Origin of the sequence: Variovorax restrictus, assembly GCF_051216715.1 — a bacterium.
Lineage (GTDB): Bacteria > Pseudomonadota > Gammaproteobacteria > Burkholderiales > Burkholderiaceae_C > Variovorax.
The window spans coordinates 23,843-50,171 of record NZ_JBPJZH010000002.1 but is presented as its reverse complement, the minus strand read 5'-3'; the positions used below and the strand labels follow the sequence as shown (position 1 = coordinate 50,171).

At 60.2% G+C, this 26,329-nt stretch carries 19 protein-coding genes and 1 tRNA gene; 8 read left to right on the top strand and 12 right to left on the bottom strand.

Going from position 1 to position 26,329, the window contains the following annotated elements:
* Positions 1-26 precede the first annotated feature (26 nt).
* The 5 genes from ACSFA0_RS14755 to ACSFA0_RS14735 form a co-directional block, all read right to left on the bottom strand.
* Positions 27-293 (bottom strand): hypothetical protein, encoded by a 267-nt coding sequence (locus ACSFA0_RS14755; protein ID WP_435451025.1) that lies wholly within the window; start codon positions 291-293, stop codon positions 27-29.
* Between the two features lie 3 nt (positions 294-296).
* Positions 297-530 carry a hypothetical protein gene (locus tag ACSFA0_RS14750; RefSeq protein WP_435451024.1) on the bottom strand — a complete coding sequence of 78 codons (234 nt, stop codon included), beginning with the start codon at positions 528-530 and terminating at the stop codon, positions 297-299.
* Between the two features lie 4 nt (positions 531-534).
* The gene (locus tag ACSFA0_RS14745) at positions 535-696 is read right to left on the bottom strand and encodes a hypothetical protein (protein ID WP_435451023.1); all 162 of its coding nucleotides are present in this window, start codon (positions 694-696) and stop codon (positions 535-537) included.
* A 222-nt stretch (positions 697-918) separates the two neighbouring features.
* Positions 919-995, bottom strand: a tRNA-Arg gene (locus ACSFA0_RS14740).
* A 190-nt stretch (positions 996-1,185) separates the two neighbouring features.
* Positions 1,186-1,932, bottom strand: coding sequence for an SOS response-associated peptidase (locus ACSFA0_RS14735; RefSeq protein ID WP_435451022.1), 747 nt, complete (start codon positions 1,930-1,932; stop codon positions 1,186-1,188).
* 685 nt (positions 1,933-2,617) lie between these two features.
* On the opposite strand from ACSFA0_RS14735, the gene ACSFA0_RS14730 reads away from it, so the two are divergent.
* From ACSFA0_RS14730 to ACSFA0_RS14700, 7 genes are all read left to right on the top strand, one after another.
* Positions 2,618-2,899, top strand: a complete 282-nt coding sequence (locus tag ACSFA0_RS14730) for a hypothetical protein (RefSeq protein WP_435451021.1) — start codon at positions 2,618-2,620, stop codon at positions 2,897-2,899.
* Between the two features lie 502 nt (positions 2,900-3,401).
* Positions 3,402-4,679, top strand: a complete 1,278-nt coding sequence (locus tag ACSFA0_RS14725) for a tyrosine-type recombinase/integrase (RefSeq protein ID WP_435451020.1) — start codon at positions 3,402-3,404, stop codon at positions 4,677-4,679.
* A complete protein-coding gene (locus ACSFA0_RS14720; protein ID WP_435451019.1) occupies positions 4,676-5,515 on the top strand; it encodes a hypothetical protein in 840 nt (279 codons plus the stop codon). Before ACSFA0_RS14725 ends, ACSFA0_RS14720 begins: the two co-directional genes overlap by 4 nt.
* Before the next feature lie 180 nt (positions 5,516-5,695).
* A complete protein-coding gene (locus ACSFA0_RS14715; RefSeq protein ID WP_435451018.1) occupies positions 5,696-5,914 on the top strand; it encodes a DNA-binding protein in 219 nt (72 codons plus the stop codon).
* The gene (locus ACSFA0_RS14710) at positions 5,911-6,255 is read left to right on the top strand and encodes a hypothetical protein (protein WP_435451017.1); all 345 of its coding nucleotides are present in this window, start codon (positions 5,911-5,913) and stop codon (positions 6,253-6,255) included. The genes ACSFA0_RS14715 and ACSFA0_RS14710 overlap by 4 nt, the downstream gene beginning before the upstream one ends.
* The gene (locus ACSFA0_RS14705) at positions 6,252-7,679 is read left to right on the top strand and encodes a YfjI family protein (RefSeq protein WP_435451016.1); all 1,428 of its coding nucleotides are present in this window, start codon (positions 6,252-6,254) and stop codon (positions 7,677-7,679) included. Before ACSFA0_RS14710 ends, ACSFA0_RS14705 begins: the two co-directional genes overlap by 4 nt.
* Before the next feature lie 990 nt (positions 7,680-8,669).
* Positions 8,670-9,917: a YagK/YfjJ domain-containing protein gene (locus ACSFA0_RS14700; RefSeq protein WP_435451015.1), complete on the top strand. Its 1,248-nt coding sequence runs from the start codon at positions 8,670-8,672 to the stop codon at positions 9,915-9,917.
* Between the two features lie 373 nt (positions 9,918-10,290).
* On the opposite strand, the gene ACSFA0_RS14695 is transcribed toward ACSFA0_RS14700, so the two are convergent.
* From ACSFA0_RS14695 to ACSFA0_RS14670, 6 genes are all read right to left on the bottom strand, one after another.
* Positions 10,291-13,371, bottom strand: a complete 3,081-nt coding sequence (locus ACSFA0_RS14695; protein ID WP_435451014.1) for a type III restriction-modification system endonuclease — start codon at positions 13,369-13,371, stop codon at positions 10,291-10,293.
* A 12-nt stretch (positions 13,372-13,383) separates the two neighbouring features.
* Positions 13,384-16,383, bottom strand: a complete 3,000-nt coding sequence (locus ACSFA0_RS14690; RefSeq protein WP_435451013.1) for an ATP-binding domain-containing protein — start codon at positions 16,381-16,383, stop codon at positions 13,384-13,386.
* A 65-nt stretch (positions 16,384-16,448) separates the two neighbouring features.
* On the bottom strand, positions 16,449-18,353 hold the full coding sequence (locus ACSFA0_RS14685; RefSeq protein ID WP_435451012.1) for a site-specific DNA-methyltransferase: 1,905 nt from the start codon (positions 18,351-18,353) through the stop codon (positions 16,449-16,451).
* A 202-nt stretch (positions 18,354-18,555) separates the two neighbouring features.
* Complete coding sequence (locus tag ACSFA0_RS14680) at positions 18,556-20,223, bottom strand: DUF262 domain-containing protein (protein WP_435451011.1); 1,668 nt, start codon at positions 20,221-20,223, stop codon at positions 18,556-18,558.
* Positions 20,220-21,023: a DUF4391 domain-containing protein gene (locus ACSFA0_RS14675; protein ID WP_435451010.1), complete on the bottom strand. Its 804-nt coding sequence runs from the start codon at positions 21,021-21,023 to the stop codon at positions 20,220-20,222. Before ACSFA0_RS14675 ends, ACSFA0_RS14680 begins: the two co-directional genes overlap by 4 nt.
* On the bottom strand, positions 21,020-24,253 hold the full coding sequence (locus tag ACSFA0_RS14670; RefSeq protein ID WP_435451009.1) for a helicase-related protein: 3,234 nt from the start codon (positions 24,251-24,253) through the stop codon (positions 21,020-21,022). The genes ACSFA0_RS14675 and ACSFA0_RS14670 overlap by 4 nt, the downstream gene beginning before the upstream one ends.
* 639 nt (positions 24,254-24,892) lie before the next feature.
* On the opposite strand from ACSFA0_RS14670, the gene ACSFA0_RS14665 reads away from it, so the two are divergent.
* Positions 24,893-25,075: a hypothetical protein gene (locus tag ACSFA0_RS14665; protein ID WP_435451008.1), complete on the top strand. Its 183-nt coding sequence runs from the start codon at positions 24,893-24,895 to the stop codon at positions 25,073-25,075.
* A 142-nt stretch (positions 25,076-25,217) separates the two neighbouring features.
* On the opposite strand, the gene ACSFA0_RS14660 is transcribed toward ACSFA0_RS14665, so the two are convergent.
* Positions 25,218-26,291: a hypothetical protein gene (locus ACSFA0_RS14660; protein ID WP_435451007.1), complete on the bottom strand. Its 1,074-nt coding sequence runs from the start codon at positions 26,289-26,291 to the stop codon at positions 25,218-25,220.
* Between the last annotated feature and the right edge of the window lie 38 nt (positions 26,292-26,329).

Genomic DNA, 26,329 nt, shown 5'->3' with positions numbered 1-26,329 from the left:
GAGGCGTCGCCTTCACGCTTTCGCCATTACTTCAGGCTGCCAAACCCGAAGCCGAAGGTCGCGCGTCGGGGCGGCTGTGCGGCCGCCTCGGCCTCGCGTGGACCGGCGTCGAGGTCTTCGACCATCTCTTGCAATGCGAGCAGCCCGGCGGCCATCGCCTTCGCATAGGTGGCGACGGGGCGCTTGGCACGGCGAATGGGCGACCAGTCGGCGCCCCGTTCGAGCAGCACCCATTCGAAGGCATCAGCGTCCGTTTCCTCCACCGTGACAGCGATCGATCGCAGCGCGGTCATCGCTCAGGGCCCGACGTTGTCGCCAACCGGATCGGCGTCTTCGTTCTCCTGCCGCATGTGCAGCGCCCAGCGCGCCGCGCCAGCGCGAAATGCGTCCGACGCTGTCGGGAACTCCTCCTCGGAGGCCGAGTGTTCGCGCACGCCGTCGTCGCCATGCGCCTCCAGCAGCAGCCAGTGATACTGGCCTTCGCGGTCCGGGTCCTCGATGACGGTCAACGCCAGATGAGAGAGTCGCATAACGCTACGCCTCGGCGGGTTTGTCGATCACGTTCTTCAGGAAGCCCGCGGCGTTCTCGTCTGCACCAGGCTTCGCCGGATCCAGCTCGGATTCGTCGGCATCCTTGCGCGCGTCGGGGTCCGGCACCAGCGAGGGCTTCGGAACAGGTCGGATGGGATCGTTCATGGCGTTTCCTCCAGATGGACATGAGCCCAGCACGGTACCGTGCATGTGCAAGTTGAATCTGTAGGAAATGCTCGCGGCTCATGCGCATGCAGCAGGCCGCCCGCCAATCGCCGTGCTGCGCTTCGGCAGCGTCAGGGTCGGCGCAAGGAGAGGCGTCGCCGCCGAAGGAGCCCCAAAAGAAAATGGCCTAGAGGGGATAAAACCTCTAGGCCATCTGAAGAGTGGTGCGGCTGGCAGGAATTGAACCCACGACCCCTTGGTTCGTAGCCAAGTACTCTATCCAACTGAGCTACAGCCGCACAGCTTGCGATTATAGCATGCGTTTTCGACCTGTCCCGAATGCTTCGTAAATTTCGCGTGTCAGGCCGTGATGGGCTTGAGCCATCGACGACGGACTATGAGTCTGCGCCACGCACAGTCTCGCACCTTCTCGGCATGCTGAAAGTGAGCGTTCATGCGGGTTCCGGGGCGATCCGAGACGAAGGTTCGTCAAAGCAGGTCCCTCTGCGCTGGGGTCGTCGACAACCGCTTCTTCGGTTGCGCCTGAAGAGGCTCCGGCGTGGCGAGCAGTCGCTCTGCTGGGAACTGCCGCATGAAGTCCTTCGAGTTGACGGCAGGGGCATCCAACCAAGCTTCGTAAAGTCCATCCGACAGGATCACGACCATTCGCTTGTCCTGCATCTCAGGCGGGCGCTTCGGGTCCGGCCGGTGCATGTCCTTCATCAGCTCGTGATCGTCTGCGTTTATGGTCAGCATCGTGAAGGTGTTGATCCATTCGCCCTCGGGCGACTTCCACGGTTGCCATAGGCCGGCCACGCCGAGCGTGCCGCCGTCGGCCGCGGTGAATTTGGTTGGGACGTGCGTGCCGGTGCGCCAATCGGGTTCATAGATCGCCTCGCAGGGGACGATACAGTGCCGTGCCTTTGCCCAGGCGCTCTTATAGCTGGCCAGCGTCGCGACCGTCTCCGAACGGGCGTTGTACGTGCGGGTGCCGTACTTCACCTCAGTCGCGAAGCCAGGTAGGAGCCCAAAGCGCGCGTCCACTACCTCGAAGGCAGGCACGGCTTCGTCGCCAGAATCTCGCTCAGGTGGTCGGCGGACAATGGGCGCGAACTGAGTGGGGTAGACGTGCAGGCCACCGCTGCCGCGGGGTGGCTCCCAATCGGGGGGCAACTTAATGCCGAAGCGCTTCTCGTAAAGCTGCCGACGCTTCTCTGCTTGGTAGTGGCTGCACATGACTGATTCTGCGTGGTGGCTTTCGCTAACGCAGTGCCCAGTACCCGAAGGCGACTAACACTAAGAGGACGAGAACCATCATGTTTCTCCGCCAACCGCGCGCGTCCTCCTCGCTTCGGCGCAACCTGTCGTCGTTGAGGTTGTCGATCGTGTCGGGCGAACTTGCATCGCTGAATCTTGTGTCTTCCATGTTGTCCCTCGGCAAAGCCTCGGGTCTACCTGCGCTCACAGTTTGGCGTGACTCCCTATGGCGTGCATTGCCGTAGGACTGCGTACTTATGGACTATGGCGATCCATTGCTGGCAATCGGCGCACCGACCCAGCACCGCACGGAACACGGGCTGCGATCAGAGCTTCAATCGAGGAAAGGGTTGTCGCGTACCGCAAGCCAGTGGGTGTGCTGGCCGTGGATGAAATTCTCGGAAAGCTCGATTACACGCAGGCCCGCTCGGATTTCGGGTGAGTCGAGGTACCACACGCCCCCGTCGCGAAAGACGCCTCGCTCTTCGTGCTCAACGTCGGGACTCCAGCAGACTCGAATCTCTCGCATGGCGCAGAGCTTACTGAATCTTCATCGCCTCACCAGTGCGCGAACTGCTTATCGCGGCGACCTTTTGGCGGCGTTTGGCCGATAGGCGCCAAGAGGCCGAACGACCAAAACGCACAGGACGCCTATGACCTCACCGTGCTCCTACTCAATACCGGTGCTCTGTACACAGAAGCGGCAAACATCCGGTGGGAAAGGGGCACGATCAACCTGAACCGGAGCAAGGTCGACAACGACTCGATTTTGACGCTGCCGCAGCGTGCGCTGGCCGTGCTGGAAAGGCGCTGCGACGCGACGCGTGACCTAGGGCACACCTTCGCGTTTCCGGCGCTTAAGGGCCGGGCCTTGGCTTGTCTGGATCGCCCCGTCGAGGTGGAAGCGGCAGTAGCTCGAACCTACTTGCTCGAAACAGAGCCGTAGTGGCCGAACCCGCCCGCCCTGAGCAGCGCAAGCCCTCCCAAGCCTGAACAGGTGAACGCCAGAAGTCGGGGAATGCCGCGCGCTATCCGAACGGACTATCTGTGGGTTGATTTCTTCCGTGGCACATCAGGCAGCGCGCGGCCCCACGTTTGCGCATCCTCTCGCGCTGGCCACCGACGCCGGACGTATCGGTGGCACCTTTCAAGCCGCTCGCCCGCTGCTCCTAGAATCCATGAGGCATGCGTGGTAGGCCGTGATGGGCTTGAACCATCGACCAACGGATTATGAGTCGGAAGATTTGAAAATTGATCGGCGTTGATTCAAGTTGCCCTTCACAACGAAATCAACGCACTTTCCCTTGATGAATCGCTTCATCGCTCGTCGAAGTGTTGACTAGAATTGATAGCCGGTTCAAAAATTTCCTTACATCGGCCAGTACATCGGCAGTGGATGTAAGAACCGAGGTTTCGCGATGCCACGAGTCAATTTCACCACGGGCCGAATGGCCGCATTCGCCTGTCCGCCTGACAAGACGCAAGCATTCCTTTGGGACAGCGGCGTCATGGGGCTCGGCATTCGCGCGACGACACGCGGTGCGCCCTCCTTCGTCTTTCAGCGCGAGTTCCAAGGCAAGTCGCCCAGGATCACGATCGGCGCCGTGGCTGACTGGTCGATCCCGCAAGCACGGGAGCGTGCCCGGGAGATGCAGCGAGACATAGATCAGGGCCGTGACCCGCGACTCGTGAAGGCCAAGCGCCAAGCCGAGGACGATGCGACCAGGGCGGCGGTGAAGTCGGCCGAATTGACAGTCGGTGAAGTCTGGACACTCTACCTTGCAGATCGGAAGGCGGTGTGGGGCGTACGCCATCACGACGATCACCTCAGACTCGCCAAGGCTGGGGGTGAAAAGGCTACGCGCGGCACCCGGGGCCGGGGTGTCACGATCGCCGGTCCGCTGCATTCCCTCATGGGCCTGCGTCTGGCAGATGTCACTGCGCCCGTTGTCGAGGCGTGGGCAGCGAAGGAGGCGAAGACCCGGCAGTCGTCTGCCCGGCTCGCGCTTCGGTGCTTTAAAGCATTCTTGAACTGGTGCGCCGAACATCCGGACTACAAGGCTCAGGCGCAATCAGTAAACCCAGCCAAAACGCGCCGCACACGAGAAGCACTGGGTAAAGCGTCGGCGAAGAGCGACGTGTTGCTCAAGGAACAGCTGCCAGCATGGTTCGCTGCCGTCCGCGCCCTCCCCGTCCCCGTCATGTCCGCTTATCTTCAAGCCTTGCTTCTCACCGGTGCTAGACGGACCGAATTACTCGATCTAACTTGGAAGGACGTCGACTCGCGATGGAGGTCGCTCACGATCCGCGACAAGATTGAGGGCGAACGGAAGATTCCGTTGACCGCCTATGTGGCCCAGTTAATTTCCGCATTGCCTCACCTGAAGAAAAACCCCTTCGTGTTCGCAAGCGCTACGGCCAGGGACGGCCGCATTACGGATCCACGCGCCGGCATGCAAGCCGCGTGCGCCGCCGCCAAGATTGAAGGCCTTACGCCGCATGGCCTGCGTCGCTCATTCAAATCGCTGACCGAATGGCTGGAGATCCCAACCGGAGTAGTGGCGCAAATAATGGGCCACAAACCCTCAGCAACGGCGGAGAAGCACTACACGGTGCGCCCTCTGGATATGCTTCGCGTCCATCACGAACGGATTGAGGCTTGGATTCTGAAGGAGGCTGGCATCGAATTTAACGCCACGCCCGCGCCACCAACCGGAAGACCATGAGTTCGCTAAGCCCGACCATACAAGAGATCAAGAAGCTCGATCGGATCAACGCAACGATCGTTGACTTCTTGAAGCACCCGATTTGGAGCATTGCTGCAGGGTCGATGCTTATCAGCGGTATCCAAACATCTGCAACGGCCACGAAGATTCCTGACGAAAGCAGCCAAATTGCGGACCCGACTCTTCCGGCATCTTCACGTCAATTGCACAGCGCTCGGTCTGTACTGGAGGCTTGGTATGAGTCCTATGAGGAGGACGACGGCTCCAGAGCCAGCGTGCCGATCGAAGAAACCCCGTTTAAATTTCTATCTTGGTGCGAACACGAATTCCTTGGTTCGCTATGCCCACCTGACCTCCTTGCGCATTTCTTCTGCCTCGCAGGCTTACGAGCGGCCGGGCCAGTGCCGCATGACTTAGTAGCTCGCCTGCTCGAACTGGAGCAGCACGACGCAGTCGAGCGTGACAGGCTTCGTTCAGTCGAAGAAGCAAAGTCATCGTCGCACGCTGACCGATTGAAACTAGGGCGATTCGTTAAACGAACAGAGATCCTGCTACAAAACGGCAAGATCACTTCGCCCATCGCAATGGAGATTGCCGTTGCGCTCGACAGCGCATCGTCCATCGGTACTCCGACACCATTGCGCGTCTGGGGGCACTTGCTAACCATGGCCGAGAGCGGAGAGTTTCCGTTGCTTAAGCGGACTGGCCCTAAGACGCTAGCGATCCCATCAGGTCAACGTGATTGGCAACCTTACACCCAACAAGCTTTAGGGCAGTTCCTGAGGCGCAACATGCAACGATTGCTAGGCAAACAAAGCAACCAAGTTGAAACGTGACAAGACATTCATGATCAATCACTTTCGCTCATGAGCATTCACGATTGCCTTTACGAAGGCGTTCAAAAGGACACTGGCTCCACGCATCGGGATGGAGCGACGATGGCCTACGCAGCACGACGTTGACCACACGACTCCTCCGGCGCGAAGTTTTCTTCAACCCGTTTAGAAGGAGCCATCATGGCACTTGCTGTCCGCGCTCTGCCCCATCCGGCAGATCGCTTCCACCTCACCACCACCGAGTTTGCAACCCAGCAACTCGTCAATGCGCAAACCGTCCGTAAGCGCCTGAGCCTCCACGGCTCCTACTTTGGTGTCAAACCGCTGCGCTTGTTGAACGGCCGGCTCTTGTGGCCGGCCGATTCGATCAAGGTCCTGATCGAGGAGAGCCAGCAATGAGCAACACGACCACCACCCTCGAATTCGAAGGCCACGATGTGCTCGTCAAAGCTGTCAACGCGCTCCAGCCCGCAGGTAAGCGCACCATCTTCACCAAGTTCACTGCGCTGCATTCCAGCATCGAGCAGGCGCTGGCTCGTGGTGTAACGCAGCGCGCCATCGTGGAAACGCTCGAGCAGGACGGCCTCAAGCTCCACCCGGCGAAGTTCAAGAAACTGCTCGAGCAAGCACGCGCTCTGCGCCACGATAACGGAGAAGGCCTGCACTGCCGCGTCTGCGGCAGCATCCAGCCGACCCCGGCAGCGACGGAAGCTCCGCATGACGAAGGGGGCGAAGAATGATCGCTCCCACTGTTGCACCTCCGTACCCCATCGGCGCATTCCCTCCCAACTTGGCGAGCGTTGCCCTGGAAATCCAGACCAAGGTGCAAGCACCCGACGCTTTGGTTGGCATGGTCTTCCTCTCTGCCATTTCGCTCGCCTGCCAAGCTCTCATCGATGTGCGGCTGCCGACGGGCCAAGTGCGCCCGGTCTCGGCCAATTGCGTGTGCATCGCTGAATCCGGCGAACGCAAAACCGCAATCGAGGGCATCGTGTGTGCCCCGATCCACATTCATGACGAGGCACGTGCAGTCAAATACAAAGACGACCTTGCCCAGTACATGTGTGACATGAAGGTGTGGAAGGCGAAAGACCAGGTCCTCAACGGTAAGCTCAAGAAGGCCGCGCATCAGGACGAATCTACCGAAGAGATTCAAGAGCAATGGGAGGCGCACGAGAAAACGATGCCGATCAAGCCCCGTCTGCGGCAATTCATTCGTCAGGACATCTCCGCGCGCGCGCTCATGGACGTACTCGAAGGCGAATGCGAGTCGATCGCGCTCCTGTCTGATGAAGGCGAAGCGGTGCTCAAGGGCAGTGCTATGGCAACTTTCAGTGTGCATAACCGCGCCTGGGACGGAGCCAAGATGCTTACGCTCGATCGCGGAAACAATGCCCATGTCGTCGCCCGCAATCCGCGAAGCCTCATGAGCATCATGGTTCAGCCAGTTGTGCTCAAGAACTACCAGCGCCGTCACGGAGAACTGGCTCGCGGTTCAGGTTTCTGGGCACGCGTCCTCGTCGGCTTTCCCACCTCTACGCAGGGCTTCCGCTTCGTGTACTGGTACAACGAGCAGTGGACCCATCTGCATGGCTTTCACACTCGCATCAAGGAGTTGCTCGAAGAGTACGACCTGCGCCATGCCCAGGGCCCGATCAAACGCGAGGTGCTTGAGTTTTCGCCCGAGGCGGTGCCACGCTGGATCGAATTGGCGAACCATGTGGAAGGGATGTTGCAGCCGTTTGGCTACCTGAGCGACATCAAAGACTTCGCGTCGAAGGCGATGGAGATGACGGGTCGTATCGCGGCGCTGCTGCACTTTTTCAACGAGCAAGAGGGGCAGATCAGCCTCGCCGAATTGCAGTGCGCGTTCTCGATCATGTGTTGGCACATCGATGAGTTCAAGCGCTTGTTTGGGGATCAGACGGAACCTACGCAACTTCAGTCGGATGCCAAGGCGTTGGAGTTCTACCTTCATACGCGCTTCTATCAAACCGGAAATCTGACGGCCCCTCGCAACTTTGTACTGCGCACTGGTCCTATCCGGCCAGTTGCTCGCTTCAACGAGGTCCTTGACTACTTAGTTGCTTGCGGCAAGGTTTGGATCGGCCAGGTTGGTCGCCGCCGCTTTATCAATCCTGGCCCCAAGTTCGGCATGCCCTGAGCGCCCGTGGGATAGGCGGCGTCGCCTTAACTGCCACAGCAATGCGATTCCATGCGATTCGTCGCGTGGAATCGCATTATTTTTTTTCTCGGCAAATGGGACCTACCATTGAATGGGTCGCAAGGCGGGCTGATTTTCGCCCGGACTAGCCGCTAAGGGTGTGGGGCTACGGGTCTCGGCAGGCGCGCGATCTTCCACACCGCATCCGGCCTCTTTCACAACACTGACATTGTTCCCGCCGCTCATACCGCCCCCCTCGCAGCGCCGTCTGTATTTCACATCAGCCGAAGGTGAAATCAGAGCGATGCGTTTCGATCACCTGGTGTCTGCGTCCGTCACAGCGCCGAGCGACTGACAACGGTTACCGCATCGATGATGCTTTGGTGCCCGCCCAAACGCTCGCACGCCATTTCCTGTGTAGGTCAGTTCTACGCGCGGCGGAACGCCGGCCAGGTCTTCGAACTTTTCTCGGCAGAGTCGTTGTTGTGCCGCCCGACAAGGGCCGTAAAGCGCATTTAGCGTTGCGCGACCGTCGCAACGTCTTCTGCGGTCCTATCCTGCCCCTCCAGGATCTGTGCAGTGCGGCGCCCGCTTCTTCTCAGCCATACGCGAAACGCTTGTTTTCATCGCAGTGAACGGCATGAACGCGCGATGAAGTTGAAGTCAACTACGCAACAACTGGAACAACCTCGAACTTTACTGTTCATCACCTCCATAAACACACTGTCGAGCGTGATAACTTTTTATCGACTTAGTGCCATATCTATGGCACTAGATCAGCGACCTCCTCGGAAATGAGCGCACTTCGCGCCCTAGAGGTTTCGGATTCTCTCTTTGTCTTATTCGAAACTTTCTAGCCTATTTTTTCGAGTCGGGATTGCTCGCTCGTAGAAGCGCGCTGTCTTCACAGTGGCTGTCGAGTTCAATCGCATTTGCATCTAGGTTGCCAACAGGCCCGTGGGGCCTTCCCACGCCAACATCAACCTTCCCATGCCCGAAATCACAGCAACACCATCCCAACGCCGACACGCTACGCCGATCAAGGCTAATGACCGCGCGCTAAGCACCAGCATGATGTACCACGACATCGTTGAGGGAACTGATCACCTTCGCATACCGCCTGGCTTCCAGACGGCCAGATACATCGAGCACGTCGTCGAGCTCACGAAAGATCTGCTTGCGCAAAGGCCATCTCAATGTGAATCAAGAAAATCGCCAGTCCAACGCTTCGGCAAGACCTTTGACGACCGTCTCCAACGTGCCTTATGGTTGACACCAGCGCAACTGCAAGAGCACTTTCCAAAACATCGCTTGCATCCATACGTCGCACTGTTCGTACAGTGCGCTGACAAAGAGCGCCTCTACGACTATCGGAGCATGCGCAACGCCTTAAGCAAGGCGGAGTACAAGGAGTACGCTGCCGCTCGGCTGCGCATGCTCGTAGCACTGCGTGCAGGAGCCCTTGAACCCGCTTTTCGCAAGACGGTTAAAGCGCATCAGGACAAGGTACGACGCAATCTGAACCGCACGCGGGACTATGTTGACGCTCAGCTGCTTCGTCACTCACGACTACTTGTAGTTCGAGTCGACTGCATGTGGACTGATGGGTTTGCTCCAGCGCATGATTGGCTTCAAGCGCGATCCCACCGTGAGGCGCTGATCGAGTTTCTAAATAAAGAGCTTCCCAAGCTTATCCAGTCGAAGAAGGATCGGGCTGCAAAGAAGAAGCCTGATTCCAATGCGGGCTACGTCATCGGCACCGAATACGGAATCGAGACCGGCTGGCACTTTCATGTCACGCTATTCTTGAACGGCGACGCTCACGAAAACGCGGTGGGCATTGCAGCATTGATCTGTTCGAGATGGATGAAGGAGATCACGCAAGGCAATGGCCGCTACCACAACGGCAACCTTGCTGCGAAGCTAGGCAAGTACTTAGACGTGGGCGTTGGCATGGTGCATCGCCACGATATGGCCAAGCGTCAGATCCTCATGGACGAGGTATGCCGCTACGCAGTGAAGGGTTGCTACTTTGCCGAGGCTCAGGTCGGACCGAAGGACCGTTTGCTGAACAAGGGGAAGTGGCCAGACGAGAAGGATCCGAAAAAAGGAGGCCGACCTGAAAGCCGAATGCAGCAACACCCTGCGATGTTGACGCAGGTGTTTTCTGAAAAGAAGAAGCGATTTTTCCAAGTATGGAGGCCTAGCGAAGCGCCTCAACTCCAAGTGAGTTACTGAAGCGAAGGGAGCGCCCGGACCACGCCTTGGGGCGCTCTCCCTTGACCTGCCACCGACATGCCTGCCAATGGCCCGCAGCGCAGCCTTCGCGTGCATACGCTGCCCCGGCGACCGCTCTGCAGCGTGTGCTGCCCTTCGTCCTGTGCCCTCCGAAGGCAGCTGTGCGGCGGATAGCTGCCGATCGCGAGCGACCCTGGCTCAATTTCTCCAACGAAGCGGTAGCTGCCATTCACTGTCGCGTGATTTTTTTGACGATCACTGAAAACTGACCCAAGTCAGTTTTCAGTGATCGTCAGCACGCCGGCTACAAAGCGCACCCCCCTAGACAAGCGCCTGCGATGTGCGCATCTCCACTTCGATGCGGCTGGCCCACCTATTGGCCCGATTGGGCGCGCTCTATCAACCCGGTCACGTCCTTGAACTTGCCATAGATCGCCGGCTTCTCGCCCACGGCCAGAGCCTTGAAATGCTCGCGGCCACAATCGATCTTGGCGCTCTCGGTGCTGCGAAGGTCAAGGAGTTCCAAGCTGCTCTTGGTCTCGACGACGAAAAACAGGCGGTCACCGGTCGCCGTAGCCACTAGGACAGCCCAGTCTGGGTTGTACGTTCCGAGTGGCGTGGGCACCTTGAACCAACCGGGAAGCTTGGCGTAAACCTTGATCGCCGAGTTTTTCTCCAGCTGATCGGCAAACTGCCGCTCACCGTCGGAGTCGTACAGGACGTGTTCGTACACGGACTTCTCGGCATTGAGCAACGCGCTGTCCAGATAACCCTGCAGCTCCTTCTCAGCGAATAGCTCCTGCGCGTAGTACTCGCTATCGCCCAGGCGCTGGTATCGAATGCCGTCGACCAGCACGATGCGCTTGCAACGGTTGATCGCATCCGCCACCGTCTCGATGTACTGCTGCGGGTTGCGCTTGAAGTCGTTGAGCCGGCTACTCTCCACCAGGATGCGGCCGATGCTCTTACGCGTCAGCTGCGTCCGGTTCTGAAGCTCGGTCAGAACATCAGGCAGCTCGATGTCACCCTCGTCCAGCGCGACAAGATCGGCTCCATTCAGCTCCACAGCAGTCACACCCGCTTCGCCGATCTGCATGCCGGCCTTGCGCCATTGCAGGCGGGTCATGCTAATGGGAGGTGCATTGACGACGGCCGCGATACAGTCACGCAGCAACCTCTCGTTGTCGAACTGAACCCGATAGGTGGTCTTGTGCTTGATGCGATCCCACAGAGCCTTGAACTCAGGACTGTCGAGCACGGCCCGGCGCACCCCGACGGTCCTGCGCTCGTCGGCATTCTTGATGACCAGCTTTGCCGACACCTTGTTGAGGCGGTTTTCCACCTGATCCTGCACCGCAGCGAACGCCTCAGGTAGCTTCAGAGTCTTCGAGATCAGCGCCTGCTTGAGCGACTCCAGCGCCTTGCCTTTGGCATCAATGAAGCCCTGTGCCATGAGCCAGCCGGACAGCTGTGCCGACTGCTCGAAACCCAGCAGACGGGTGCTGCCATCGGGCTGCAGCACAGTGACGTTGGCGAACAGGTGAGCAGGCACCCGGCCGAACTCGAAGCCGTCTTCAACGTAGTCCTTCTGCAGCCGGTCAGCAAAGTCCTGGTAGCTCTCGTGCGCGACGACCGTCAGCACGTTCAGCTTGGTGTCCTTCACGCGCCGGCCATCTTGGGCCACGCACAGGCGCAGGCCGCGCCCGATGGTCTGCCGGCGCCAGCGTTCCGTTTCACGGGTGCTGAAATTGCAGATCTGGAAGACGTTCGGGTTGTCCCAACCCTCCTTCAGCGCCGAATGGCTGAAGATGAATTTCAGCGGTGAGTCGAAGCTCAGAAGCTTCTCCTTGTCGCGCATGATTAGCTGGTAGGTATCGACGTCGGCGGCCGTGTCACCTTTGGTGTCCTTCAACACCTCCACCGTCTTGCCGGCTACCTTCTTGCGGTCAATCGAGAAGTAGCCGTTGTGCACGTCTGACGCGGCTGCGCTGAGGTCCACGCCGGGGAACAGCTCGTTGTAGTCCGGGTGCCTAGCCAGCTTTTTGTACTCTTCCTCGAAGACGGTGGCGTACACCCCCTTCTGCGGGTTTCCCGCCTCGTCGAACGTGCGGTACTTGCCGACCGCATCGATAAAGAACAGGCTCAGCACCTTGATGCCAAGCGGACGCAGGCGCTTCTCTTTTTCGAAGTGCTCCTTGATCGTGCGGTTGATCATCTGCCGCTCGATGGCCAGTGGCTCCACGCCGCCGCGCTCGTCGCCGACGCGCAGGTACTCCTCGCCGCCCGGTACGTGCAGCTGCACAAGCTCGTCCTTCTTGGACGCACGGATGGTGCCGATGCGCATATCAGCGTAGACCTCACGGTCAGTCTCCTGCTTGAGGTCAAAACCGTCTTGCACCTCCTTAACTTGGCGGTGCACCGTCCCGGCCGAGCCCTTCACATCCAGTTCGATCGAGGCCACGACCGTGCCTCCCTTCTTCTTTACGGCCAGCAGCTTGACGTAGGGCTTGTTGTGCGCATGGGCCACGGTTGCAGCGGCCACTTCAATCTGCTTGACCAACTTCTGGTCGTAGGCATCCACCGCGTTCAGACGATAGACCATGTGATGCTTGTCCACGTGGGTGGCGGAGTAACGTAGGGTGCACAACGGGTTCATCCGTGTAAGCGCCTTGCGCCCCCGTCCATCGATGCCACCGTCAACGCTTTGCGGCTCGTCAACGATCAAGATCGGGCGTGTTTGTCTGATGAGGTCGATGGGCTTGTCGCCGCCCGTGCGCTCGCTAGCGCGGTACATGACGTTCTTGCTCTTCTCGCGGCGCAGGCTCTCGCTGGCCTCTTCAGCAGCGGCCTCCTGCTCATCGCCGAACTTGTTGATGGCGCCGACCGTCACGACCATGATGCGGATGTTGGGACTGGTCGCGAAGTCGCGCACCTTGCCCAGGTTGGCCGAGTCGTAGGTGAAGTGGTCATATCCCTTGGCGCCCGGGTACAGGCCCTCGAAGTGCTCGCGGGTAATCTCCAGCGTCTTCTGCACGCCCTCCTTGATGGCCACCGAGGGAACAACGATCACGAACTTCGCGAAACCGTAGGCCTGGTTGAGTTCGAACACCGTGCGCAGGTAGACGTAAGTCTTGCCCGTTCCAGTTTCCATCTCCACGGTGAAGTCCAGCGAGCCTTTGCTAGGCAGCGGGCCAGATGGCTCCAGGCCGTTGAGCATCTGCACCTTGGCCAGGTTCTCGGACATTTCAATGTCTGGTACAAGGCCCAGGGCGTTGCCGATACCGCCGGATTCAGTGAACTGCTTGCCCTCAAAAACGTCCTGAACGCTTGCGCGCAAGGCCGGCGACGTGACCGTGAAGTCGCTGCGGCAGATCTGCTGCCCGTCGAACAGGTCGATCACCGCCTCAATCGCGGCCGCCTGGTACGGCAGGTCAGATTCAAAGTGAAGTTTCATCTGTCTAGTTCCTCATGCCGTTGAGGACAAGGAATCAAAGCTGAGCATCAATTCAGCAAGTTTGGTGGAAGGCATCGGCTTGCTCGTCAAAAGCGACAAGGAGCGTCGAGCCCGAGTCACGCCAACGTACAGCCTGTTGGCCTGCGAAGGTTCGTGGAGATCGAACTGGTCGACGTTCGCCAAGATAACCACGTCGAACTCCAGCCCCTTGGCGTTCGCCACGTCCGCGAAGTGACGCACATGCCGGCGGGACAAGTTGACCTTCTCAGACAGCTCCGCATCGATCATCAGTTCACGCAGGCGCAGGTCCAGCCGTTGGTAGCTTGTTGCCGCCGCCTCTGCGGTCGGGAACAGCACGGCAACCGTTTGATTCCGCGTGGCAGCGCGCAGGGCCTCGATGACGGCGTCGTCCATGTCCGCCTCCGTTGCGCACGTCATGAGCTGCGGCCGGAAGACGGTGGCGCCCGCCTGGTGCACTCGCTCCCACATGGCCTCAGCAGGCGGCGGATCTCCGTGAAAGTGCGCGCGAAAGAGCGCGCTGAAGAGCGCCAACGCGGGCGCGTCCCCCTGCCGAAGGTTCTCGGTCAGCTTGACACTGGCCACGCTATGACCAGGGAAGCAAGCCCGAACCTCGATCGTCGACCCATGGTGCAGCTTCTGTGCCAGGTCACCGACCACCGTGATGGCACGGTATCGAGGATTGGCCTGCTCAATCATCAAGAACACCTGCTGCTCGGTGAAGTCTTGGACTTCATCCACAAAGACGGCTTGGTAGAAGGGTGCCTCCCTCAGCGCCGCCAGACCGCCTTGCTTCAGCCCGCGACTCAGCAAGTGCCCGATGCACAGCAGCAGGTCGATGTCGTCGTCCGCCAGCTTAAAACTGGCCAGCTGAGCATGAACCCTGTTCGCCAGCTCGGGCTTCGGAAAGTGGTTGGCGCCGTTGTGCAAGGTTTCCAAGTAGAGATCTGGAAGCGCCGCAAGGGGCGTCAACAGGCCACGTCGGACGAGCCGGTTGAACACAGCGTCGGGGGTGGAGTTCCGTGCCTGACCAGGCTGCACCGGCTCGACAGGTGCCTCGCTCTCATCGTCGATCTCATCATCGTCAGGTCGCCCAGCCTCCACCGGTACCAGCTTGAGCTTGACGCGGCCCCAACCCGCTTCGCGGGGAAGCCGTTTTAGGACGCCGTCTTGTTGCACATAGATGCGTTCACTGGCCTCAGGCAGCAATCGCAGGTACAGCTGGCCAACGTCCGACACAACCCCACGGAAGTTCTGCCCTGCGGCATCTCGAACGATCACCAGGCCGGCATCGATCTGCGTCTTGGTTTCGTCACTCCAGACGACGGGCTCGCCAACGGCCGTGCGCAGCTGAAGCGAGTGATCGACCGGTCCCGCACCATCTACGAACACCAGGCGTTGGCCGGTCCGCAGGAACAGTGCCGCCTTGTGGTCGACCAGTTGCCGAGCGAGGCTGTACTCTTCGGCTGCATACAGCGTCGCCCCCCCAACGGTTGTCCAAAGCAACTTCGAGCCCATCACCTGCTTGCGGACCTCCGAGAGCAGCGTGACCAGGCGCAGGGCCAGCCGATCCAGCGCGAACGCACCCTCGCGCGGCGAGTCACGGAGTTCATCTGCCACTTCGTCCACTTTGGCGCGAAGCACGCTGAGCGCCGGGCCAACCACACGGCTGACCTTCTGACGCTCTTGATCTTGGAACAGGGCTTCGACTTCTGCCAAGGCTGGCAGGCTCTCCTGCAACTGGTCAGCCAGCCGCCGAGCCATGGCCTGATCTGTGGCTCGCAACCAAGCGATGGTCGTAGCCTCATGACCATCACGACTCTGCGGCAAGCCCACCCAGCGTCGACCGGCCACGGGGCTGTAGGTCAGCTTTCGGTGGTCGCGAAGGCGAGTCTGAAGCTCCTTGAACTCATGCACCGGCAGGTCGGGCAGGTCAATACGCCGGCAAGTTTCCTGCAGATACTGGATCAGTTCGCCCGTGCGCACAAAGCCCACGCAGCTCTCCTGCGAAAACTGGCCTGCGTACTCCGCCGACCAATAGTCCTGTCCCTGGCCAAGGATGTCCCTGAACACCTTCTCGTCCACGACGTTGGCGGCATTGAAGGTGGTCAGCATCTTCGTCCGGCCCAGCGCGGCAGAGGTCTTGCCGGAGCCAGCAACCCCCTCGACGAACATGGGCCCAATCGGCGAGCGAGCGATGATCTGGTTCTGTTCGACCGTCTGGTGGGTGAAGAACCGCTCGCTCAGCCCGTAGTAATCCTCCAGCTTTGCCGGCGGGCTGTCGGGGTTCCACTCGTCATCGGCTTCAGCAACGACCTCAGGCGCTTCCAGATCGGGCTCGTCGACCACGACGAACTCGACGATGGGAACGTCGACGGGCGGCGCCGCAACGGGTGCAGCGACTTCGGGTTCAGCGGTGCCTGGCAGGACAGGAGGCGCTTCGGACTTGAGTCGCGGCAGCTGCCCCTTGGGCTTGCGCAGGCGGTCCAGGTAGCTGCGAAGGTCTTGGACACTGCCCGTGCCTTCATCACCGGTGACGCCCATGCGCAAAAAATTGCGGACGTTGGGTTCGAACTCCGGCCCCCCAAATCGCTCGAAGGACCGCACCTCCACGACGCGGTAGTCGCCCCAAAGCTTGCTGCGGCTCTGATACCCAGGCTGCACGAAGGTGACCAGGCGGCCTTGGGGAGAGTGTGGCGTGCAGTAGCCAGAAGAAAAGTTGGGGTAAGTGGCCTCACTTGGACTCAAGCGAAAAGTCAGCCGTCCCTGCAGCTCCGTGTCGATGACCACTGTTTTGGCGTAGGCGTTCTTGCGCAGCAGCCGATAGGCCGGAGCTTGCGTGGTTGCTACGTACCCGTAGCTATCCGCCATGCCGCCAAGGACATTGAGGTGCTTGTCCTCGTAGAGCATGCGATCGGCATAGTCGATTACGCCGCCCAGAACGGCCAGCTCTTCGGCCGAGTACTCGCGCTTGTTTCCGTCGCTCAGTGCCATCTTCTCTCCTCACTGTTGGCGAGACACCGCCGTTAAAAAGCTCGGCGGTCCTTGCCGCCCGTCGCTCACAAACTACGCACTTTGGCGATGCCGTGCTGTTCGAGGATGGCAGCCAAGTTGGTCTTGGCCACGTCGTTCTCGAAGGCGCTGTCGCGGAACACGCAGGTGACATCGCCGGCAGCCTTCTGCTCGCGATACCAATCAACGATACCCAGCGCCAACGGCTCGGCGTCGGCCACCGTGATCTGTTGGTCAAGGCAGGCCAGCAGCACGCCACCGCCAATGCTCTTGACGGCCTTGCCGGCGAGGGTTTTGGTCTCAATGGGCACGCACAGGTCGAGGCCCAGCTTCAGCAGCAGTTCGTACAACACGTCGTCATCGGTGCGATCCGCCAAGACGTGGTCCAGATGATCGAACAGCGACTGGGCGAGGTTGTCTCGTTTCGGCGCCCAGGCCGTGATGTTGGAGGTGTCGAGCCTGAACGTCCGGAACCCAACGTCACCAGCAAACATCGCGTCGGCCGCTTTGTGGCGCTGGCCTGCACCCTTGATCCGAGCACGCGTGATGTCAGCGATCGTCGTCCATCCAACAGACTCTGCGCCAACTAAAGGCTCAGGCAGTTGCACGAGGATGCAGCGTCGCTTGCCACCGTCATCGGCGTTCTGCGCGAACATGGCATCCATCGTTGTGCCCGTACCTGCAAAGAAGTCAACAATCAAGTCGGCACTGTCCGGTGATGTCGCCAACTGCAGGATGCGCCGCATCAGCCGGGTGGGTTTTGGAGTGTCAAACACCACATCCGAGTTGGGAAAATCAACTGCGGCGATCAGTTCCTTCTTGCCTTCTTGCGTGTGTCCGACTTCTTGGTAGGTCCAGAGCGTTTGCGGCACCCGACCGTCCTTCACCTCGGACAAAAAGCGCTTAATAGCGGGAACGTTGCCACCATCGACTCCCCACCAGATTCGGTTGTCAGCGTTCATTTCCTCGAATTTCGGCTTGGAAACGCGCCAGTAGGTGCCACTTGGCGGACCAGCCAGTTGACGGCCCGACGGACAAGCGATGGGATAGGTGCCTTCGCCGTAGTAATTGCGCGCTGACAAATCGCCGGCTTTCCAAGGGCCGCGCTGATCGTTATCCGGGTTCGAGTACCGCGCCTCCATCTCCTCGGTACGCGGCAGCAGTCTCGGCGTCCAAGTCTCGGCATTCTTGGCATAAACCACGATGTAGTCGTGGTCCTCCGAGAAGTGACGCGCCGAGTTCTTTGGCGAGTAGACCTTCTGCCAGATCACCGACGCAACGAAGTTCTCCTCTCCGAACACCTCGTTCATCGCGGCTCGAAGGTTGTGAATTTCATGATCAGCGATGCTGACAAAGATGACACCGTCATCACGCAGCAGGCTATGCGCCAGCTTCAAGCGCGGATAGATCATGTTGAGCCAGTCGGTGTGGAAGCGCCCGCTGGCGTCGGTGTTGCTGCTGATCTTTTTGCCGCCCTCCGACTGCCCCGTCAGCTCCATGTAGTTCTGGATGCTGTCGTGGAAGTTGTCCGGGTACACGAAGTCCTTGCCGGTGTTGTACGGCGGGTCGATGTAGACCAGCTTGACCTTGCCGGCATAGCTCTTTTGCAGCAGCTTCAGCACCTCCAGGTTGTCGCCCTCGATCATCAGATTCTGCGTAAAGTCCCAGTCCACGCTGTCTTGCGGGCAGGGTCGTAGCGTGCCGGTGCTGGGCGTCAAAGCCAGTTGGCGAGCGGCGCGCTTGCCATGCCAGTTGAGGCCGTACTTCTCGTCGGCGTCGGTCACGGTGGCATCGCCCATCAGGCCCTTGAGCACGTCGATGTTGATGGCCGGGCCCTTGGCGCCCTCGGTCACCAGTTCAGGGAAGAGCCTGCGCAGTTGGGCGAGGTTGTCCGCCAGTTGGTCTGCGCTTTGGCTCTCCGGCGCGCCGGGTTCGATCTTCTCAATGGCCATGGAGGTCTCAGGTCGAGGAATTTTTGAAATCTGAGGCTGCAACACGGGCTGGCGTCGCAGCCGGTGGCTGTTCATGCCCCGGTGAGGCATGCGGAAACACCGGGGGCAGATCACCCGCAAAGATAGCTTGCAGCTGGCTCACAGCGTGCACCAGCGCCTGAGTACCCCACCACCGTGCGCATCAGGATCAGCGGCCGCCACGTCACACGCCCGCCAGCAACCAGCTGAAGCGATCTTCGATCAGCTTCTTGCGGGCGGCGATAAAGTCCTCGTAGCGGTCCATCTGCCAAAGGCTGCGATCCGCAGGAATGAGGTGCAGGTCGAGGTAGTGCGCGGGTTTGCCACTGAACCAGTCATCCGGCGCCGTGTCTCCCTTGCCTCCACCGCCGTTCTCAGCGCGGGTCAGCAGCATGCAATTGGCGAGCTGATTGCGCGCGTCATCCCTGAAGCGCATGACGGGCCTGCCGGTTTCCGGGCTCAGTTGCTTGATTTCCTTCAACCGGCTTTGCGGAAAGATGTGGTCAACCTGCGGCAGGTTGTTATCGAAGGCCGGGACATGCGTGAACGCGGGGTACCAGAGGTTGAGGATGAGGTGGAGAGTCTTGCTGCCGTAGCCCATCCCGAAGAACCGATCACGGGTGATCTCAAGGCTGCGTCCCTGGGATCGGATGACTTGAAAGCCCTCCTCGGCATCGAAGCGCTCCAGCTCCTTAAACCGTTTGACGAGCGCATCCAGCAGGCGGTCTGACTGGCCACTGAAAGCGCCCGCGAGTAGTGAGCGCACCAGGAACGTATCCACGTTGGCTGCCGTGGCCCATGCCTTGGGAAAGTGGTGCTGCACGTAGATCAGCGGTATCAGGGCCAGATACGAAGGCAGGGCCTTGTCGCACTGGATGTAGGTCTTGCTCCGCATGAAGTCGACGACCGCCCGGATGGAGTCGGACAGCTCACCCCAGCGCTGCTCGATGCCTTCGCGCACGCCCGGCTTGCGGAACTTCGACACCTCGTACTGAGCGCCTTGGTCAAGTAGCACCAGGCAAGTCTTAAGGACGAAATCGCGGTCGAACGCAAACCCATGTCTGTTCAAGTCATCCAGCAGACCTTCCATCTGGTTGTCGGCGACATCCCAGGTCGCGTTCAGCAGCGAGAACAGCAGGTCAGATTTCTCCAGCTTGGTACCGCCAGAGTTGGCGCGGATGAACACCTCCACCACGTCGTCCTCGGTGTAGAGGTCGGGGTTGTCGATGCTGTCGAGCTCCTGGTAAGTGATCGATTCGTCCATCTTGAACGTGCGATCAACCAGGTCCAGGTTGTTCTCGATGCAGTCGAGTTCGGGTGGAGAAAACTCCCGGTCGGCAACAGCCGCCAGATCCTTCACCAGCTCCCGCTTCTTGCGGCTGGTGAAGATCAGATCCTTAAATTTGACCCAAGGGAACACGGCGGGTGCCGCTCGAAATTCGAACTTGTACTTGATGTCGTCGGGCAACGCAGCGGAGCCGCTGAGAACGTTGAAGTGCAGTTCCCTGCCACCGAAGCTGCCGCACAACCCGATGTAGAGGCTCTGCAGGCGCTGCTGACCGTCAAGGACCAGACACTTGCGCTTCGAATCTTCAGGCACGTAGAAGGTGCTGAGCTTCAGCGCGCTTGACCAGTTGTCGATGAACTTGCGCCGCCGGATGCCGCTGGTGGTTTTCCACACCAGCAGCGTGCTGATGGGGTACTCACGCAGGATGGAATCGAACAGGCGGCAGATCTGCTCCTCGCCCCAAACAAAGGGCCGCTGGATGTTCGGCAGCCAGAAGCCGCCGTCCTCGTCGGGGTTGTTGAGATAGCTGACGACCTTGCGGATGGTCACTTTTTGATTCTTCACGTGGGGCTCCCTGATATCAGGACTTTTCGCATCGATTCGATGCTGCTGGCCAGCTGTTTGATCTCGAGGTTCAGCGCGACTTGTCGGGCCATCTGGCGTTCCTTCTGTGCGTGCGCACGCAACTCCGCCAGCTTGGTTTGCAGCTGGCGGCACTGCTGCAGGGCTTGATGACGCTCGGCAGCCTGAGCCCGGGTGGAACTGGGCTGATAGCGGCCGGTCTCAAAGGCGATGTCGAGCGCATCTACCGTGTCCATCCAACCTTGGTAGAGCGCGTACAGATCAGCCTGCGGCTGGCGCGCAAGATCCAAGGCGGCGACAAAACCTGAGGCCACGATGTCTTGTGCTCGCTCTGGTGACTGCCCCGTAGACACATGCAAGGGCAGCGTCACCGTTAGCAGGTCGCCATCCAGCACCACCTTGTCGGCCTCGTTCTGCGAGGTGCGCAAGTGTGCCAACGACACGCCGAATCCTACATCTGAGGTGCTGAGCAGCAGCATGGGGTAAGGCACTGCGCGGTGCAGCAACTCCACCAACCGGCCGGGCTTGGTGCCCGCCTTCAGCGACAGGCTTAGCACGGCCAGTTCAACATACTTCCGCTGCGCGTCCTCAAACGCCGGCACGCCGATCAGGTGCGGTTTGAGCGCCGCCAACCAGAAGATCTCGTTCACGCCCTCTTGGATCTGGCGCTTGTCAGCAGCCGTAGCAATCTCCTGCTCGGCCAGCATCTTCTTGGGCACGCGCTGGTTCACACGTGTGGCCTCGGGTAGGCCGAGAGCCTCGATGAGGTCGTCAGCTATCACTGCGCGCCCGCAGACTGCATGCCGCTCGGCAACACCACCATGTAGGCAAGAACCTCAAAGTCGTTCATGCCGGCGAACTCACCCTTCATTGCGTGGGTCCCGCCCGGCGAGAACAAACTGGCCACGGCCCGCTCTTCGCTCTTACCGGCCACCGAGGCCACGGCGGCAGCTAGCAGGCCTTGGGCGTGCCGCATGTTCTCGCTGTGCCTGGTGGTCCTGGCGTATGTCGCTACCGCGCCCGCGTCGGGCAAATCACGTCCCATGCTCAGACGCTTCAACCGATCCAGCGCGTGTTTGGCCTGCGTGTACGGCAGCAGGACCGTTCCGTGCTCACCCACGTGCACCAGGTATACCGGGGCCAACGGGTACCCCGGGTCCACGGCCTTCGCGGCAACAACTCCTTCAGCTCGCAGGCAGAACAGGATGCCAGGGGGCACATCAGCATCGTGCGTGGTGGTGACGGCGCAGGCGCCCAACGGCATGGACTCCAGCTTGCCTGGGTGAGCCTTCAGATACCGCGCCAGATCAATGCGGAAGTCGGTCAGCGTGAGATCGGTGATGGAGACTCCGCTGGAGAGGTCTTCCAAGTCGATCACCGCGTCCTGCAGCTTCAGCAGCTGCTTGCGGCGGTACTCCAGGTCGTTCATCGGGTCGCCGGACTGCTGCTCGATGATGTTCTCTTCACCGGTTGCGGAGACATCGAGCAGCACCATGCGCCCGCTGACGCGCTGCTCCAGGCCGATGTATTCCTCCAGCTCCATGTTGGGCCAGAAGTTGACCAGTTGAATGCTGGCGTTAGGTGAGCCGAGGCGGTCAATCCGGCCGAAGCGCTGGATGATGCGCACCGGGTTCCAGTGGATGTCGTAGTTGACCAGCCAGTCGCAGTCCTGCAGGTTCTGGCCCTCGCTGATGCAGTCGGTGGCGATCAGCAGGTCCAGCTCGCCCTCCGCCGCGAGACTCGCCGGTCGCTCTTTGGACCGGGGCGAGAAGGCAGTGAGGATTGTTGACAGATCCTTGCGTAGTGCCAGCAGGGTCGTCCGGTTGCGGCCCGAGCCCGTGACCAGGGCTGCCTCTACCTTGAGCTGTGTCTTGGCCCAATCGGCCAGATGCTCGTACAGATACTCCGCCGTGTCGGCAAAGGCCGTGAAAACGATGATCTTGCGGTTGCCGCCGTTGATAGGGTTCCGCACCTTCTCTGCGATCAGGTCACGCAGCTTGCCCAGCTTGTCGTCGCGGGCGGCGTCCACCTGCATCGCTGCAGCGTTCAGGGTGGCAAGGCGGTTGCGGTCTTCGGTGAGTTCCTGGCGCCAGCGAGCGAAGTCGATGTCGCTGAGCAGCACCTTGACCTTGCGGCCAACGAGCAGCGGCTCGAAGGCGGGGTCGTCAACGTCAACGTCAGCAATGTCGATTTCTTCAAACTCGTCGTCAGTGTCCGAGCTGCCAACCTTGTAAGAGGACAGCCGCGCCAACGTGGCGTCCACGTCCTTCAGCTGCCTGCCCACGGTCAGGCCGAAGGACCAGACCGAACTTTCCATGCGCTTGAGCAGGTTCACCCGCATGAGGTGGATCAGGCTCTCTTCGCGGTCAACCTGGCGGAAGATGCTTTCGCCACCCCGGATAGCAGTGCTGTACTTCTCGTCATAAGCAGCGAGCCGCTCTTCCTTGACGTAGCGCAGCGGTGCGTAGCTGGCCAACTTCAGACGCCGGATCTCCAGATTGATCTCTTTGATGGACATGAACTCGCCTGCCTTGTCCACGTCGGCCTTGATGTTCACCGGCGGCAAACGGCTCGGGAAGCGCCCCGTCTCGGACGTGCCGTAGTACTTCTCGATGTGCCTGCGCGAGCGGGCGATGGTTAGGTGGTCGAGCAGGCTGAAGTAGTCGAAGCCCAGCATCTCCACCAAGAGCTGCGGAGTCTTCTCGGCCTCAGGTAATTCGAGCCAGCGGTTGAAGGCCTTCTGCGCACGGCGCGTGGTGCTGTCGATACTGGCGATGCCGTGATCGAACAAGGCCGTGTCCTCGCCTTCCGTGACGAACGCGATCTGATTCTTCAGGTCTGCGAGCCTGTTGTTCACGGGCGTGGCCGAGAGCATCAACACGCGGGTTTTGACGCCCTCCCGGATGATCTTGCGCATCAACCGGTCGTAGCGCGTCTCAGCCCCTTGCTTCGGGGCCTTCTTGTTGCGGAAGTTGTGGGACTCGTCGATGACGACGAGGTCGTAGTTCCCCCAGTTGATGTGCGCGAGATCGAGATCGCCCGACAGGCCGCCGTCGCGCGACAGGTCGGTGTGGTTCAGCACGTCGTAGTTGAGGCGATCAGACGCCAGGATGTTGCGCTGGTCGTTGGCCTTGTAGACGGTCCAGTTGTCGCGCAAGCGCTTCGGACACAGCACCAGGACGCGGTCGTTGCGAAGCTCGTGGTACTTGATGATGGCCAGCGCCTCGAAGGTCTTACCAAGGCCGACGCTGTCAGCAATGATGCAACCGCCAAAGCGCTCCAGCTTGTCGATGGCGCCGACGACGCCGTCGCGCTGAAACTTGTAAAGCCTTTTCCAGACAATGGTGTCGCGGATCCCGGTTGCTGCCTTGACGATGCGGTCCTCGTCCATGTCCTGGCGGTCGGCCCTGAACAGATGGAAGAGCATCGTCGTGTAGATGCTCATCGGGTCCCGAGCGGCCGCGAGGTCTTCCAGAGACTTCAGAATCGACGCCTTGGCTTCAGGTTGCTGACCGAGGCTGTCCCACTGAAGGTCGAACCACTGGGCCAGCGCCTCGGCTTCCTGAGCGGTCTCGGATGCCTGAATAAAGCTAAGCGGATTGCCGGGCGTGATGCCGAGGCCATCGGTCGACAAGCCGAACGAGCCGTGTACCGCTCGCAGGGCCTTGCCGTCCGACCCGCGAAGGACCGCCAGGCCCTGCGGAATCGCTCCCGGTGCGCACCTTACTTCCGCCTTGCCGCTAACCCAATCCGCAAACTGCTTGGCGAGGCTCGGTGCATTTAGCCGATTCCGGGCCGGGCGATCAGCGTCGTTGCCGAGGGGACTGAAGCCAGAGGTATCCGCAGCGACCATCAGCCGTGCGGAGCTGAGCTTGCCGGCGCCTTCCTGAATAGCCTCGAACGCGTAAAGCGACCCTGACGCAGTCATAAGGTCCAGTCGGTTGCCGGAAGCAAGTTCGGGCGAGATCAGGTCTACAACACGGTCGGTGCCAGCGTTTCGGATCAGCTTCATCGGCTTTTTACTCTTTGCTGCAAATGTAACTTAGGTGCGATGTGCTTCAGCCGCAATCCGCCAGCGTTGAGCGCTCAGTAGGCCACCTATGTTGGTTCGCGGTGCACGTGCGTTTCCGGGGTGCGCTTGCTGACGTCCGGTAGCCAGGGCAAACCCCTGGAAGCGACAGCAAGAGAGGGGGCGTCAGAGGCCGCCGTCCAACAGCAGCGCCAACCACGCCTGATGCGTCGCTGCCCAGCCTCCGTGCCGCAAGAAGCAGACGGTAGAGTTCGCATCGCGGCGACCGTCGGCTCTCACCAAAGGCAGTCAATGAGGGTTTGTCAGCGATTGGCCGCTTCCAGTCTAGACCGCCGCTGGCGAGGATGGGCCTACCGAGAACCCGGGCCGACGACGGTCGGTGCTTTTGGAGCATGGCCTCACGCGCATGAAGCAGGCGCGCAACACCTACGACGGAGGGGTACTCAGGCCAAGGCTGACCGCAGCGGTGAATCGCTTCCACCAGCGTACGACTCCCAAAGCTCAATGCGCCCGAATTTCATGTCATGAAAGTTTGGAAAGCTGGATCCATCCATTGAGGCATTGCGTCGAAAGTTGCTCTGCGGCGCCATCTCGGGGTCGCAACAACCGCAAGGATCTCAGATGAAGCACTCACCAGCAAAAGCAAAACCCGCAAGGTCCAAGGTCCTCATGACCCAGGACGCCCTGACCCGCATGCAGCGCGCTGCCGTCAAGTCGAATGGTGTCGGCACGCAGGAGGGCAGTCATATTGCAGTACTTCAGTCTCAGCTCACCAAAGGCGCTCGCACCAAGGGAGGTCAGTGATGGGACGCAGCAATAGCCAGGAACAGCACGACAACGACAACCACGCCAATCAACTCAACCCCAACAATGATGAGTACTGGCACTCTCGGGGTGAGGGCGAGCGTCCGGAGGACTGGGAGGATCGCCTGAACGACGGAGAGAGCTAGTCGCGAAGCCACAGGGGCCATTCGATGGTCCCCTGTGATGCGTGTGGCAGCTGAGAACGTCTCCACTCCCAGAGCCCGTGATAGTCCTCGCCCAGAATGATGAACGAGCGAAGCTTCTGATCAGACCCCACGGTCACAAGCTGGCGTTGCCACGCAAGCGCTATCCGGGCGAGGGCGTGTGGCCCATTGACCTCACGGTCGTGCTTAAACCCACAAGCCATGTCTGACCAGAGGCCCTCGAATCCGGCATATGTCAATCGCTTGGACCCGTCGAACAGATTCGCAACGTCTTGCGGCGACCAACTCGGCAGCTTTTCAGCGATCTCGGCCCTGCTCGGCTCCTTGTGCGGCCACCGCTTGTGGCGTACCCAGAAATGCAGCGCGTAGCAAAGCACAAGGAGTCTGCGAACAGGTCTGTTCAAGCCCGTTTTACCCCTCTGCGTCGGACTGATCAAAGCAACCAGAGACCGCGGGCGGAGCACCTGGGCGTACAGAGAGCTCCACACTGCGTCGAATTGAGCGAACTGATCAAGGAAGGCAGCCAAGAGAAGGTTTTGCGCAAGTGTCAACGCGTCATTCCACGTCTGCGCGTCCCTTAGCGATTCTGGCGGCACCACCGAGCACTTCGTGGCTACATCGGCCGGCAACGCCCAGCGCTCCACGAAAACGGCACAAGCTTCGCAAAATCCGGCAAGATCACTTCGCGCAATGGCTTGCTCTGCCGCAGCAAGAAACGAGTCGAGCCGAAGCCCTACATCTACGCATCCGCTTAGCTGTGGTGCATGAGGAAACTCTTCACCGTACCAGTGCAGTGCCCAAACGCCACCACCAGATGCCTTCACCTGGGCTTGGCCCTTCAGCCGCTCCTTAATGGCTACCTCCGGGTAGTCCCTTGACCTCAGCAGTTCTCTCAACTTCTCATCTGCATGCTGTTGAACCGATGCCAGCCTCTTGGGGCGCAGCGCTTGGCCTGAGTTAGCCAACCTTGTTTCGGACAGTCCAGTGACATCAGAGATGAACCTGCGCGGTGCAATGCCCGAATTCCATGCGGCATAGAACACTGGCGCCATCTGGAGTCCTCTCACCAACCTGAGAAGCTCCAGTCGTC

What these genes read in the sequence shown, in the direction of transcription:
- ACSFA0_RS14755 (WP_435451025.1), bottom strand. Translation starts at nt 293, where the DNA reads ATGACCGCGCTGCGATCGATCGCTGTCACGGTGGAGGAAACGGACGCT.
- ACSFA0_RS14750 (WP_435451024.1), bottom strand. Translation starts at nt 530, where the DNA reads ATGCGACTCTCTCATCTGGCGTTGACCGTCATCGAGGACCCGGACCGC.
- ACSFA0_RS14745 (WP_435451023.1), bottom strand. Translation starts at nt 696, where the DNA reads ATGAACGATCCCATCCGACCTGTTCCGAAGCCCTCGCTGGTGCCGGAC.
- ACSFA0_RS14735 (WP_435451022.1), bottom strand. Translation starts at nt 1,932, where the DNA reads ATGTGCAGCCACTACCAAGCAGAGAAGCGTCGGCAGCTTTACGAGAAG.
- ACSFA0_RS14725 (WP_435451020.1), top strand. Translation starts at nt 3,402, where the DNA reads ATGGCCGCATTCGCCTGTCCGCCTGACAAGACGCAAGCATTCCTTTGG.
- ACSFA0_RS14720 (WP_435451019.1), top strand. Translation starts at nt 4,676, where the DNA reads ATGAGTTCGCTAAGCCCGACCATACAAGAGATCAAGAAGCTCGATCGG.
- ACSFA0_RS14715 (WP_435451018.1), top strand. Translation starts at nt 5,696, where the DNA reads ATGGCACTTGCTGTCCGCGCTCTGCCCCATCCGGCAGATCGCTTCCAC.
- ACSFA0_RS14710 (WP_435451017.1), top strand. Translation starts at nt 5,911, where the DNA reads ATGAGCAACACGACCACCACCCTCGAATTCGAAGGCCACGATGTGCTC.
- ACSFA0_RS14705 (WP_435451016.1), top strand. Translation starts at nt 6,252, where the DNA reads ATGATCGCTCCCACTGTTGCACCTCCGTACCCCATCGGCGCATTCCCT.
- ACSFA0_RS14700 (WP_435451015.1), top strand. Translation starts at nt 8,670, where the DNA reads ATGCCCGAAATCACAGCAACACCATCCCAACGCCGACACGCTACGCCG.
- ACSFA0_RS14695 (WP_435451014.1), bottom strand. Translation starts at nt 13,371, where the DNA reads ATGAAACTTCACTTTGAATCTGACCTGCCGTACCAGGCGGCCGCGATT.
- ACSFA0_RS14690 (WP_435451013.1), bottom strand. Translation starts at nt 16,383, where the DNA reads ATGGCACTGAGCGACGGAAACAAGCGCGAGTACTCGGCCGAAGAGCTG.
- ACSFA0_RS14685 (WP_435451012.1), bottom strand. Translation starts at nt 18,353, where the DNA reads ATGGCCATTGAGAAGATCGAACCCGGCGCGCCGGAGAGCCAAAGCGCA.
- ACSFA0_RS14670 (WP_435451009.1), bottom strand. Translation starts at nt 24,253, where the DNA reads ATGAAGCTGATCCGAAACGCTGGCACCGACCGTGTTGTAGACCTGATC.
- ACSFA0_RS14665 (WP_435451008.1), top strand. Translation starts at nt 24,893, where the DNA reads ATGAAGCACTCACCAGCAAAAGCAAAACCCGCAAGGTCCAAGGTCCTC.
- ACSFA0_RS14660 (WP_435451007.1), bottom strand. Translation starts at nt 26,291, where the DNA reads ATGGCGCCAGTGTTCTATGCCGCATGGAATTCGGGCATTGCACCGCGC.